Source organism: Xenorhabdus aichiensis, from assembly GCF_028598775.1.
GTDB lineage: Bacteria > Pseudomonadota > Gammaproteobacteria > Enterobacterales > Enterobacteriaceae > Xenorhabdus > Xenorhabdus bovienii.
The window spans coordinates 86,724-98,127 of record NZ_JAQRFO010000001.1 but is presented as its reverse complement, the minus strand read 5'-3'; the positions used below and the strand labels follow the sequence as shown (position 1 = coordinate 98,127).

Genomic DNA, 11,404 nt, shown 5'->3' with positions numbered 1-11,404 from the left:
CCCTCGTCAGCCATCCGCGCCACCGTGCCGGTCAGCCTGTTCGGCAATCAGGGCCAGATCATCTTGGTGCAGGGTTTTCAGCATCACTAACGGGATGGGGCCATTGATTTTACCGATGCGGGCAATCGTGCGGCGCAGCAGTTCGTACCCCATCAGGGACGGGCTAGAAAGCAACGCGGGCCCGTTGGCCGTCATCACCACCCGTTCACTGGCGGCCTCTGCATCAATCAGGTCACCGGCAGTCAGCTGGCGCAGTTCAACCTCAAATTGCTGCTCGATATCATTATCCTTGCCATAGGCCAGACCGTGTTTTAATTCAAAGTGCATGGTTAAATCTCCTTACATTCCACGGCAATAAATTCCGCTGAAATCTCGCCCTTGCTGGTGAGGGTGGTATTACCGTCACACCAGGCATTCGCCAGCATGAATTTTTCGCCCGTGTCACATTCAAAACTGATGGTGACATCAACGGCGTTCTTGATAGTAAACAGACTGACGCCCGGCCCCTGCGGGATAACGCAGCTCAGGCGGGCTTCTTTGGGGGTCTGCTGCCAGCCATAAACGCGGGCACCAATCACCGGATCACGGCTGACACCGCCCGGCGTTAATGTCGCGCCCTCTTTGGTGGGCAGTTCCCGCCCGTTGAAATGAATGTAGGCAATGCCCGTATACTGGTATGGACTGGCCATAGGGGATGTCCTCTTTACAAAATAAACTGGATGGCGTGAGCGTAGATACGGAACTGGTTAACCAGATCAGGATTGCTGCGTACGTTCAGGCGGTTGCGGTCGTTCTGATCGCGCTCCACAAGCAGGGTTTTCTTGAACGTGTCAAAATCCTCAACCAGTCCGGCGAATTCGTGTTCAGTAAACAGGGCCAGCAGTTCAGTCCGGATCACCGACGGCGTCACCACGGCCTGTCCGGCACTGATACGGGTGCCGTCGTTCGCCAGCTTATGGCGCGGGTATTTCTGGGTAATGCGCACCCGGGTGGCGTAACGCAGGTAGGACAGGGTTGCAATGGTTTCCACATCCAGATAACTGGGGTCAGGGTCGCCGAACGCATTCTGGCGGTACATGGTGATCATGCGTTCAATCTGCACGTTACCGCCCGTATCAACCGTGAACGTGGACAGGCCGTCATACAGCAACAGGTTACGTTCATTCAGTGCCCAACGGTCACCCCGTGCCGGCGGGAGAAGGCCCGGCAATTGCAGCGTTTGCAGAGGTCGGGCGGGATCAATGCTCAATGAGCCGACGGCAACCCCGGCCAGCGTGGCCGCCCACAGGTACGGCGGTTGCGGCGATATCCCCGTTGCCAGGGTGGAGAACAGATAATCATTGCGGGTGGTGCCAAAAGTGGAGATTTGTGCCAGTGTGCCGCGCTTCGCCATCCAGCACAGGCCGTCAATCATTTTCAGTGGCCCCCAGCGCTGCTTCAGCTCATCCCGCAACAGGTTCAGGTTGCGCGTATCCGTAAACGGGTTGACGATATAGTTCCACCAGGTATCCCCCAAAGCGGTAATGGCCGCGGCCAAATCGGGATTGCCCGTGGCACCGCCCAACGGCGTGATCCCCACGTTGATCCCCGCCGGCAGCATTTCACCGTCGTAGTAGTTTACCCGGACATCAATATCATTGCCTGTTTCCCCTGACCATTTGGCGGTTAACAGTACGGTATCGGACAGGGATTCACTGCGGGCGGTCACAGGCAGCGTGTCATGGGCATTCAGGGCATCCCGCACTTTTCCTGCCATCGTCACGGCATCATCCCCCGCCTTGACCGTGACACGCACGGAAAGGCCCGCCACCATCAGGGCAATCTGGCCTGTCTGGGCGACAGTGCCCACCAGTTGAATTTTGCCAACGGCTTTCACCCCGTTGGCCTCATCGTCAATCGCCAGCCCCCACAGGTCGGCAAAGGCATTGCCCCGAATAAAGGCCCCCGCCATTTCCGCCAGCATGGAGCCACGGCCAAAGGCGGCTTCAGCCGCACTGACCGAGGTGATACGGAACGGTTGTCCGGCAGGCACCTGACCGGACGCGATGCGTAAACCTAACAGCAGGGTTTTATGCAACGTGGGCGGCGTGCCGGTGACCGCCGCCGAATTATCGAATTCGATGTAACACAGGGGAACACGGATATTGGACGGAATGTCATTATAGGAGATCGCCATTATTGTGCGCCTTTCTTCAGTTTAAGGGGGACAATTTCAGTCACGTCGCCGTCTTTCAGGCGGCGCAGCCAATACGCGGTGCGGGGCTTGGGTTCCCCGTCATCCGTCAGGGGCTGGTAGGTTTCGGGGTCACGGACAACCAGTCCGCTCCCGGGTTTCAGGTACAGTTCAGTCATGGCATATCCTGCGTGGGTAAAAGGATTAAGGCTTCCTGTTCGGGTGTGCCGCTGGGTTGTGTCCATTGCTGATAATGGGTCGCATAGTCATCCAGTTCGCTGGGGTCAACGGGGTCGGGCAGCGGTTGCGGCGCATCAAAATAGAGACCGTAGACGGCCACCCCCGCCTGGCTTTGCGTATCGCTCCACAGATTGGCCACCTGCGTCAGGGTGAAATTTCCCGCCGGGGCCATTCGCCGGTTATTCAGCCAGCCGGTCAGCCGTTCGACGATTTGGTAAATGCCCAAAACATCGGTTTGTCTGCCGTTCAGGACTTTAGCGCTGATGAAAATGCCCCAGTTGGAAATGGCGGTATTGCGGATTTCTCCCTGACGGCTGCCGAGCCAGGCGACATAAACCGCCGGGGCTGTGTTGATAATCAGTTTGACCGCCGAATCACTCCATTGCCCCGGGTGGGTATCCACCTTGCGTAGCGTATTGCCAAACAGGTCTTTGATGTCCGCTATCAGGGCATCGGAAATATCACTGGTGATGGCCATCAGATAAATCCCCGCGACTGTTTACGGCCCCAGACACTGCCGCTACTGGTGATGATGGCCACATCGCCCCCCGCAGGGCGTTCCGCGTCTTTACTCAGGCCCAGACTGACATCCCCGGCGGCGACTTTCTCCAACAACCGGATGACGTCTTCCTGATCTTTGGTCGCTTTCTCTGTCGCGGCCCCCGATTCCAGCGCAAAGCGGGCCAGCACACAGGCAATTCTGACCAGCCCGACAGGCACGGTTTTTAACGGCAAGGTGGCGCGGCCATCGATATAGCCGTCAATCGTGGCAGCGGCATCATCCAGTGCCACCTGAATCAAATGTTCACGGGCACGGTTCAGCTCCGGCGGTGACAGACGGTGATAATCATCAATCTTGCTGTCCGTCAGGGTATGCAGCGCATCGCGGCTATAACGGGCATACATGTCGCTGAGTATGGCGTAACTCATTTTCTGCCTCGGTTATCCTGGGCGGAGGGCGGGGGTGAGGGTGCATTTATCTCATCTGTAAGGTTTTGATTATCCACCCCCCCTTTTGGGTCATCATCAGGATCTGCCGCGATAACCGTAACAGACAGCCGGGGGTCGGCTTCCAGCGCCTGAAGCGCTGCCAGCGTAACGGGCGGCAGGGTGTTTTCCCCCTGTTGTAAAACAAACCCCGCACGCCGATAACCCGCGTGCGCGGTATTGACGACACTGACCCCCACCATTTCAACGAGGGGATGTAGATCCAGCGCCGCAGTATGCGTTTCATCAGACATAACATTCCAACTCCGGTTAAACCGGATTTAAACGGGGCTTATACCCCGTTTAATCCGTGCTTATTGAAGATAATCGCCCACTATCAGTTCCAGGCGGCCTTTCATCTCATTACTGATGGTGCCGCCCTGACTGTCCACGGTCAGCTCACGCTCCAGCAGTTGGGTGGCCAGTTTTTCCATGGACGGCGGAACGACCAGATGGGTCGGGCGAACCGCCAGCGGACGCCCGCCGTCAGACTTGAACTCGCGCATCGCGGAAATGACTGACCAGACGTTATCGGCGGTCAACGGCGCTTTGGCCGCGTAGGCTAATTGCCAGAACGAATACCCCGCTTCGCAGCGCGTATCCACCCCGTAGCGGATCAATTTGCGCATGAAATTCTGTTCGTCATCCACCTTGTCCATCGCCACCATTTCCGGTGCCTTACGCTGCTGGAAAATCACGGGCTTGATGGCCCGGGAGCAATCGAGCACAAACCACGGCTGCCCGGTGTAACCGTCCGCCGCCAGAATATTACTGACGTGCTTCGCCTCGCCTTTGCCATCGACGGCCGGATAAACCGGATGGTCGGTGTCAAAGAAGTTCTGCTTGTCATAGCACAGGGTCTTAAATCCATTACTGAGGGCGCTGAAACACATCTCATCCGGCTGAACCCCGGCCGCCCGGCCCATTTCGGTAAACAACGGGGAATAAATCCCCACGTTGTCATCTTCAATGTCGTCGCGGTCAACCCCGACGGTACTTTCAAACGGACGGTTGACTATCTGATAACCGTGCGCCTGCATGTCATTGATAACGCGGTCACCAATCCATTCCCGCATCCCCGGAAACTTACCGAGCCAGCCATAGGTATTGGATTTGGTGGTACTGGGCACGATGGTGGAAATTTTTTCGTACTGACTGGGCGCGTCTTCCAGACCATTCTGAAAGTCACCGTTCCAGCCTGTGAACAGGCTCTTGATTAACGCAGGAGTAACGATAGCCATTATTTTTTGGCTCCTTTTTTACGTTTCAGGAATTCAGTCTCAGTCAGCCCTTGCAGGCGGGCCGCTTCTTTATCTGCCGCTGACAACACGGCCAGACGGTTACCCGGCTGACGGTGTTTCAGGGTCTGACGGCTGGTCAGGGCACCGATCCCGCGACGGCCGGAAATCGCCGCATTCAGGGCGGCAATGCCATGCTGGTTGGCCACCGCACGTAAATACGGTATTTCTGCTGCAACAACGCGCCCGGTACGGCGGGCCGCCGCAATGATGCTTTCCGCACCGCCCCCTCTAGCCTGGGCATTCAACACCGCCGCCTGACGGGCCAGCAGGTGATACGCCCGGGCAGGCACATATTTGCTCAGGTCAACCCCGCTTAACGCGGCTTCTTCCAGAATCTGCTCGACCTCCGTTAAATCGCCGGCATTTTCATCAATCAGGGTGGTGACCTCCGTAGAGATCGCATCCGGGTCTGGGGTCGTCTCAATCACGTTTTGCGTGTCTAAGGCTATCTGGGCGGACGCTTTCAATGTGTCCAGTGCGGCCAGTGCCTGCGTCAGTAAATCGCTTAATGCGTCGTCGGTCAGTTCGGTGGTGTCTTCAGGCAGTTCGATGCCCAATGACTCCAGAAGCTGAAGCAGCATTTCATTCATGGGGGAGTCCTCTGTGGTCGGGGATGGGGAAATCAGGGTATCCAGTTGCGCACTCAGGGCGGCGATGGATTGCATACCCGTCAGACCGGGATCATTGGTTAATGCGCCCATCCGCAGGTAGAGCGGATGGCCGGATTGGTTATACGGAAACACGGCCGACAGATACGCCCACTCGTGGTTATCTACGGCCTGCTGTGCCGCCTGAGTCAGTGACAGCCGGACGAACAGCCCAACGCCCTCGCGCCATTGCATATCATTGCGCGGGTCACGTAACCAGCCCGCTGCCCGCGCTTCAGCACACGCCGTAGCATCACTATCCTGTTTCAGCGTCACGTGGTTATAGTCAAACAGCACGGGTTGACCAACGGGTTGACCAATCGCCGCCGTGGCAGCAATAAATTGTTCAGCAATGCTGGCATCGATAAACCACTGTCCGCCGGGGACATCATCCGGGCGACCATCCCGGGCACTAAAGTACCCGGCAGGCAGCAGTTGATACCAGCCATCGGGGCTGTCTGACATCGCGGCGCTTAAAATGGCCACGCGTTTTTTTGGGGGGCGTATTGGGGTTTTCATGCCCCTATTGTGAACGGGGGCGGCCGATGAGCGGGTTTGTGGTAAATCACACCTTCACCGGGCAGGAAAAAGAAAGCGGGGGTGAGCCAGGACACTATAGCGCGTTTAAAACCCGTTTAAAAACGTCTGGCGTCGTTTAAACGGGTGAAAGACGAATAATCCCCTATCAACGTTGCTGGAGTGCCTCTGCGTGCTGCTGGTTAATGATAGCCACGATATCGGCAATCCCCTGCGCAGACAGCCCCATATAAGGGCGGGCGGGCACCGCCGCGGAGCCGGGGGGCATGGTCGGCAGGCCGCCCCATTGATGGATTGCCGCATACACCTTATTCGAACCAATCGTCGCACTCCCGGCATCATAGGTGGTGGACAACGAAAGCGCCAGCCCGCCCTGTGTCCGTTGCAGCAGGGGGCCGTTCCGGCCGCGGGCCGCCAGTTTTGCCTGATAGCGCGGTGTCAACGGCGTCCACGGCTGCCCGGTGGTCGGGTCGGCCTGATTGGCAAAAGCGTCTTCACTTTCGCTCGCCAGTACCGCCGCGACAGCGCGGGTAATCGGCGTGGTATCCATCCCCAGCTGCATCACGCGCTGGAAAGCCTCCTGAATACCCTGGTCATCAAACCGGACATCGAGTCTCATACATTTCCCTCCAATAACTCATAGCGCCCGTTTTGCAGTCCGGTACGCAAAACCGACAGCGGGATCGCATCGACCTGAACCGCACGGCCCGTCAGATTTTCCACGGGACTCTGCTGAACAGGCACCGTCACCACTGTCCGGCCTGCTTCGCGTCCGGTCGCACTGATATACAGCAGTTGTTGGCTGTTTTTGTCCAGCATGACCGCGGCGGGCTGGCCGATAATGGCAGGCAGGGACTGGTATTCCGCCAGGGTTCCGCCTGATTTCAGGGTGGTTTCAGTCACGGTCAGCAAACGGGGGGCCGACTGGCCGAACCGTTGTTCCATCGTCTGCGCGATGCTGTCCGTCACAAAACCCAGTGATTGCTGTCCCTGGCCTGTCTGGCGGCGGGTCATGACCTGCCCGACCCATTGGGCAAAGGCGTGTTGCCGGGCAGGGGCCTGATTCAGGGACTGGATAACCTGCTGGCGCAGTTCGCGGCTCGGTAATTCGAGCAGTTTACGCGCCATACTGATGTCTGCGCCCATCGCCAGTTGCCCGGTATTGTTTGACCAGCCTGCGCCCGTGGACATTTTCTGGTTACCCCGCTGGAATGTCGTCACTTCGGACTGATAGATTTCGCCCGTTCGTTGATCAACGCCCGTTTCGACTGGCTGGCTGCTGACCGCGCCCGTACTGGATTCGACCGTCAATCCCATCCGTTTGACCTGTGCTGCCGTCAGCGTACGCACCCGGCAGCGACAGCCCCAGTCATTGGGCGGATAGAGCTTGTCCCAGACAGGATCATCATGGCGGAAGACCCGCCCGTTCATGGCGGCATGGCTCTGCCGGGTGCGGCTGTCCATGATGGCGACATACTGCCAGTACGGGTGGGTGTCCGCACTGGCCAGCTGTTGCTGATAACGTCCGGCCTTCACTGTCAACGATGACCTGTTTTCCCCACCATCCCTGTTCCTGTAAGCGGGGTGTCAGGGTGTGAATAAAATCGCGTTCTGTGATACCTTCGCGCTGGGCTTTATCCACTTGCTCCCGCAATGTGGTCAAAATATCCAGCCGGGCTGCTTTGGCCACGGTAAACGCCCGGGCATGAACCGCAGCGTCAGCCTCCTGCCAGTTCCAGGTGATCTCATACCCCTTGGCGCGGAAATAATCGACCGCCAGTTTCGGTTCCAGTTTGGCGGCATAACCTAAATCAATAGGTTGCGGCATTTAATCGTCCCCACAGTTCGGCGACAAACATCGCCCGGTGTAACAGGTCGGCCAGTTGCTCATCGTTCATCCCCGCATAGAGTTCGGCCGCTTTTTGTTGCGCGGCGGCATACCCGCCCGTTTCCAGTGCGGCAATCAGGGGCGTCAGCAACGGATCAACCGTGGATTGCCATTCCTGCCCATTGACCGCACCCGGCATGGCATCGACTGAAACGGCGGCGGTGTCTGCCGACAGGACAGCGTCCGGTAAACGGGCACTGAGCAGAGCGGAAGCGAAATCTGACACGGGGGGGCCCGCAGGCTTCAGGCAGTCTTCATCATCGGCGGCAAGGGGAATTTGCAGCTTGTCATGCGCCCACTGCACCGGAATTTTCATCCCGATCCCCACCAGTTGCGGCAAGGCGGCGGCGTAGGCGGTGACATCCTCCGGCTCCGACAAATCAAACTCAAACACGGGCTTGCGGCGCTGGTTATCAAACGACTGACAGTTCAGGGCATACAAGGGAAAGACCAGATCACGGGTGAGCGTGGCGGCCAGCTGGGTGGCATCACTGTTGCGCACCTCGAACCGGACTTCATTATGCACATTGCCCAGCGCATTGGTGCTGCTCGCCCCGTCGGCCTGACTGGTGAGTGTGCCGCCCAGAATGGCTTTGGACATGCTTAACTCGGCCCACGACATCATGCTCATAAACGGATCAGCCGTCCCGTCGGCGGCGTTCTTGAAATCAATCATCATGGAGCGGGGAATAATGCCGCCGGCATTATGACCAATGGACATCACCGCCTGTAACAGGGTGCGTTTCTCATTGTCCGTGGCCCCGGCAGGATATTGCCCGACCCGGATAGGCAGGCCGTAAATTTCCAGAAACTCGGCTAAGTCACGCACCGAATAGTTTTTGAAGATAAACGGCCAGACCAGCGTTCTGATAAGTCCGGTGCGCGCCAGATAGCCGGATTTGGATTTGGCGACATGCTGTATCCAGCCGAACGGTTGCAGCTCCGCCCCCGCAGCCGTGCCATCACGCAACCGCAGTGTATTGCGTTCATCCTGCGGCGTCTGGAACCAGGCCGGGTCGCGCCACTCGACCGAGCGCGGGATAATCAGGTCACCCACCGTTTCCCATTCGATTTCCTGACACGAAAACCCTTTTAAGATGGCATCGGTGGCATCAAAAATGCAGTCAGGCAACCAGTCCGTATCCCGCAAGATTTCGGTTAATAATTCCGCATCGTGGATCTCTTCCCGGCTGGCGTTCGACGGCGGGGTAATTTTCCAGTCCAGCGACTGGAGGGCACGTCTCCGTTTGCCCAGTTCGGATTGCAGGTGCGCATCCCTTTCTTCCATATCCTCTGCCAGTTCACACTGGGCCAGCAGTTGGCCGCGTTCCGCATTCAGCAGGATTTCCGCCGCCCGCGCCGGTGTCAGGCCGCTGACCGGATGATCCCCGTAATAGCGATGCAATTGTGAGATACGGGATTCATCATCCTGCGTCTGCCTGTCGGATTTAAACCAGAAACGACGCCCCACGGCATCGACCAGTCGGTTCAGTATTTTCACCAGCACCCCCGCTCAAAATTCGGTAAATCATCATCGTGGGCTGCCGTGTGTTTGTCCGGCAGCGGGATAAATTCAATCAGTTGCCCGTCCATATAGGTGGCCCGGGTAAACATCAGGTAGGCGCCTGCGCTGTCGCCGTGGCGTTTTTTACCGTCGGCACCCGCCCGGCGGTTACGGTCAATTTTGGGTACCCCGCGGATATTCTGGATTTGGCGCTGGTCGGCAATGATGTCCTCATCCTTGGGAATGGCGATATCATTCGACTCATACAACGCTTTGTATTTGGGCGACCATTCCCGATACCAGTTATCCGTGATATGGATAGCATCGACCATCGTGTCCCCATAGCGCAGTAAGATAGCTTCACCCAGGTAACCGCCGTTCCCCGTGGCATCCAGGGCGATCCCCACCAGCCGGGGTAAATGGTCAATGATGAAAACGGCAATCTGGCGTTGCTGGTTATAGGGCACATCATGCAGTTCAACGGTCAGATGCAGAATGCGCCGCGTATCCTGTTCAATACTGCCCGCGCCAATCACGGACAAGTCCCCCGAACGGGCAAAGTCCTGCCCGTAGGCATGGCGGGTATCAGGATCAAGTTGACTGAGTTCGGGCCGTAACTGTTCCTCACAGAAGGTCATTACCGTATTTTTGCGCGCGTCTTCCGTCCAGCTCATGTGCCCGTTGGGCATGGTGAAGCGTATCACTGTACAACGCGCATCCGTGGCCCGGTCAAGCAACACCCGGGGGATATAGGCCCCGCTGCCTTGCTTCGGCACACAATAGTATTCTTCCAGCGCATCTTCTTCCGTGGCGGTGTCTTTCAGCAGATGGGCTTTCCAGTCGTCTTCGTTCTGCTGCGTCCACGGCTGACGCCTGACCTGACAGATACGTCGATATAATCCCTCGTTGCAGGCATCATCCAGCGTGATGGTGTGAATGGTATAGCGTTTGCGCCCGGCGCGAGAATCCTGGATCAATTCATTGAACAGGTTTTCATTGCCGTTATGGGTGGAAATGATGCGCACCTTTGCCCCCCACATGGTGAGCGCCAGCGCCGCTTTCAGGACTTCCGCCAGCTTCTCATGGAAGGCCGCTTCATCAATGGTCACATTTCCCTGCATCCCGCGCAGGTTCTTGGGGTTGCTGGACAGCGCCTGCACCTTAAACCCACTGCTGAAGTAGATAACAAAGGTCAGGATGTCCTTGTCTTCGTCGGCAAAGATTTCTTCACCGACTTCGCCGGCGGCCAGTCCGTAGGCTTTGGCCCACATCGCCGCCGCATCAATAAATTCCCGCGCCATCTCTTTATTGGAGCCGAGATAGAAATGATGGGAGCCGCCTGCTTCGCGTGACTGGGCCGCAGTCAGTGAGGCATCTGCGGCTTCTGCCCAGGTTAACCCTGTCCGGCGGGATTTCTCGGCAATCTTGAGGACGGCATCATCCGCTATCCAGCGCCGCTGATAACCGAGCAAGACGGCATCGGGATCAAACGCGACGTCATTAACCGCGTTGATAATAAAGTCTGTCGCGGGATTATGTTGCGCAGTCTGCATCAGGCAATCCCCAATATCTGGCGGCGAATATCCGCCGCCGCGTCGGCAGTCAGTCCGGCCTGTTTGACGATTTTTTCCGCCTGCTCGGCGGCTTCTGCCGCAAAGGCCGCCCGAATTTCTTTCTCGCGCCTGGTGCTGGTCATCGCCGCCTGCTCAATACGGGCCGCGACCAGGGCCAATTGTGATAACGCCTTGGGTTCTATCACATCCCCACTTTCGGCCAGTTTCATGCTGGTTTCAAAGGCGAGAGACTTAACGAACTCCTGCAACAGTTTCCCCACATCGGACGTGGGGGCCGACCCCAGACGGGACACCCAGACATCAGCGATTTCGCGCCCCTCACGAATCCGCGCCCCCAGGGTTTCCATCCGGGACGCATAACGGTTCAGGCCCGTGCGGGAAATTTTGAGGTCATCCGGCAGCCCGGCATCGTCAATAAGTTCGTTAACGGCGGCACGGATATCGTCCTGTGTATGGCGCTTATCACGTAACAGCGCGTGCAATTGATCACGAATGGTCATCGGCAACAGATCAATTTTTGAGGGGCGGCCCCGGGTGCGTTTATCCGTCATGA

General features: G+C 57.6%; 15 protein-coding genes. All 15 read right to left on the bottom strand.

Features of this window, described 5'->3' with window-relative positions:
• Positions 1 to 6: 6 nt before the first annotated feature.
• The 15 genes from PSI22_RS00485 to PSI22_RS00415 all read right to left on the bottom strand — a co-directional run bounded on the left by PSI22_RS00485 (position 7) and on the right by PSI22_RS00415 (position 11,402).
• Positions 7 to 327, bottom strand: coding sequence for a phage tail assembly protein (locus PSI22_RS00485; RefSeq protein ID WP_273577814.1), 321 nt, complete (start codon positions 325 to 327; stop codon positions 7 to 9).
• A 2-nt stretch (positions 328 to 329) separates the two neighbouring features.
• Positions 330 to 689 carry a phage tail tube protein gene (locus PSI22_RS00480; protein WP_273577813.1) on the bottom strand — a complete coding sequence of 120 codons (360 nt, stop codon included), beginning with the start codon at positions 687 to 689 and terminating at the stop codon, positions 330 to 332.
• Between the two features lie 14 nt (positions 690 to 703).
• On the bottom strand, positions 704 to 2,176 hold the full coding sequence (locus PSI22_RS00475) for a phage tail sheath subtilisin-like domain-containing protein (protein WP_273577812.1): 1,473 nt from the start codon (positions 2,174 to 2,176) through the stop codon (positions 704 to 706).
• The gene (locus PSI22_RS00470) at positions 2,176 to 2,352 is read right to left on the bottom strand and encodes a DUF2635 domain-containing protein (RefSeq protein WP_273577811.1); all 177 of its coding nucleotides are present in this window, start codon (positions 2,350 to 2,352) and stop codon (positions 2,176 to 2,178) included. The genes PSI22_RS00475 and PSI22_RS00470 overlap by 1 nt, the downstream gene beginning before the upstream one ends.
• The gene (locus PSI22_RS00465; RefSeq protein WP_273577810.1) at positions 2,349 to 2,891 is read right to left on the bottom strand and encodes a DUF1834 family protein; all 543 of its coding nucleotides are present in this window, start codon (positions 2,889 to 2,891) and stop codon (positions 2,349 to 2,351) included. The genes PSI22_RS00470 and PSI22_RS00465 overlap by 4 nt, the downstream gene beginning before the upstream one ends.
• The gene (locus tag PSI22_RS00460) at positions 2,891 to 3,343 is read right to left on the bottom strand and encodes a gp436 family protein (protein ID WP_273577809.1); all 453 of its coding nucleotides are present in this window, start codon (positions 3,341 to 3,343) and stop codon (positions 2,891 to 2,893) included. The genes PSI22_RS00465 and PSI22_RS00460 overlap by 1 nt, the downstream gene beginning before the upstream one ends.
• Entirely contained in the window at positions 3,340 to 3,654 is a 315-nt protein-coding gene (locus PSI22_RS00455; RefSeq protein ID WP_273577808.1) for an HI1506-related protein, read from the bottom strand. The genes PSI22_RS00460 and PSI22_RS00455 overlap by 4 nt, the downstream gene beginning before the upstream one ends.
• Before the next feature lie 60 nt (positions 3,655 to 3,714).
• Positions 3,715 to 4,641, bottom strand: a complete 927-nt coding sequence (locus PSI22_RS00450) for a Mu-like prophage major head subunit gpT family protein (RefSeq protein WP_273577807.1) — start codon at positions 4,639 to 4,641, stop codon at positions 3,715 to 3,717.
• A complete protein-coding gene (locus PSI22_RS00445; RefSeq protein WP_273577806.1) occupies positions 4,641 to 5,867 on the bottom strand; it encodes a phage protease in 1,227 nt (408 codons plus the stop codon). Before PSI22_RS00445 ends, PSI22_RS00450 begins: the two co-directional genes overlap by 1 nt.
• A gap of 166 nt (positions 5,868 to 6,033) precedes the next feature.
• Positions 6,034 to 6,504 (bottom strand): phage virion morphogenesis protein, encoded by a 471-nt coding sequence (locus tag PSI22_RS00440; protein WP_273577805.1) that lies wholly within the window; start codon positions 6,502 to 6,504, stop codon positions 6,034 to 6,036.
• A complete protein-coding gene (locus PSI22_RS00435) occupies positions 6,501 to 7,394 on the bottom strand; it encodes a phage head morphogenesis protein (protein WP_273578000.1) in 894 nt (297 codons plus the stop codon). Before PSI22_RS00435 ends, PSI22_RS00440 begins: the two co-directional genes overlap by 4 nt.
• Positions 7,291 to 7,713 (bottom strand): phage head morphogenesis protein, encoded by a 423-nt coding sequence (locus PSI22_RS00430; RefSeq protein WP_273577804.1) that lies wholly within the window; start codon positions 7,711 to 7,713, stop codon positions 7,291 to 7,293. The genes PSI22_RS00435 and PSI22_RS00430 overlap by 104 nt, the downstream gene beginning before the upstream one ends.
• Entirely contained in the window at positions 7,697 to 9,265 is a 1,569-nt protein-coding gene (locus PSI22_RS00425; RefSeq protein WP_273577998.1) for a DUF935 domain-containing protein, read from the bottom strand. The genes PSI22_RS00430 and PSI22_RS00425 overlap by 17 nt, the downstream gene beginning before the upstream one ends.
• 5 nt (positions 9,266 to 9,270) lie before the next feature.
• Positions 9,271 to 10,830: a terminase large subunit domain-containing protein gene (locus tag PSI22_RS00420; RefSeq protein WP_273577803.1), complete on the bottom strand. Its 1,560-nt coding sequence runs from the start codon at positions 10,828 to 10,830 to the stop codon at positions 9,271 to 9,273.
• A complete protein-coding gene (locus PSI22_RS00415) occupies positions 10,830 to 11,402 on the bottom strand; it encodes a DUF3486 family protein (protein WP_273577802.1) in 573 nt (190 codons plus the stop codon). Before PSI22_RS00415 ends, PSI22_RS00420 begins: the two co-directional genes overlap by 1 nt.
• Between the last annotated feature and the right edge of the window lie 2 nt (positions 11,403 to 11,404).

What these genes read in the sequence shown, in the direction of transcription:
- PSI22_RS00430 (WP_273577804.1), bottom strand. Translation starts at nt 7,713, where the DNA reads ATGCCGCAACCTATTGATTTAGGTTATGCCGCCAAACTGGAACCGAAA.
- PSI22_RS00465 (WP_273577810.1), bottom strand. Translation starts at nt 2,891, where the DNA reads ATGGCCATCACCAGTGATATTTCCGATGCCCTGATAGCGGACATCAAA.
- PSI22_RS00440 (WP_273577805.1), bottom strand. Translation starts at nt 6,504, where the DNA reads ATGAGACTCGATGTCCGGTTTGATGACCAGGGTATTCAGGAGGCTTTC.
- PSI22_RS00420 (WP_273577803.1), bottom strand. Translation starts at nt 10,830, where the DNA reads ATGCAGACTGCGCAACATAATCCCGCGACAGACTTTATTATCAACGCG.
- PSI22_RS00485 (WP_273577814.1), bottom strand. Translation starts at nt 327, where the DNA reads ATGCACTTTGAATTAAAACACGGTCTGGCCTATGGCAAGGATAATGAT.
- PSI22_RS00450 (WP_273577807.1), bottom strand. Translation starts at nt 4,641, where the DNA reads ATGGCTATCGTTACTCCTGCGTTAATCAAGAGCCTGTTCACAGGCTGG.
- PSI22_RS00445 (WP_273577806.1), bottom strand. Translation starts at nt 5,867, where the DNA reads ATGAAAACCCCAATACGCCCCCCAAAAAAACGCGTGGCCATTTTAAGC.
- PSI22_RS00455 (WP_273577808.1), bottom strand. Translation starts at nt 3,654, where the DNA reads ATGTCTGATGAAACGCATACTGCGGCGCTGGATCTACATCCCCTCGTT.
- PSI22_RS00475 (WP_273577812.1), bottom strand. Translation starts at nt 2,176, where the DNA reads ATGGCGATCTCCTATAATGACATTCCGTCCAATATCCGTGTTCCCCTG.
- PSI22_RS00460 (WP_273577809.1), bottom strand. Translation starts at nt 3,343, where the DNA reads ATGAGTTACGCCATACTCAGCGACATGTATGCCCGTTATAGCCGCGAT.
- PSI22_RS00480 (WP_273577813.1), bottom strand. Translation starts at nt 689, where the DNA reads ATGGCCAGTCCATACCAGTATACGGGCATTGCCTACATTCATTTCAAC.
- PSI22_RS00415 (WP_273577802.1), bottom strand. Translation starts at nt 11,402, where the DNA reads ATGACGGATAAACGCACCCGGGGCCGCCCCTCAAAAATTGATCTGTTG.
- PSI22_RS00470 (WP_273577811.1), bottom strand. Translation starts at nt 2,352, where the DNA reads ATGACTGAACTGTACCTGAAACCCGGGAGCGGACTGGTTGTCCGTGAC.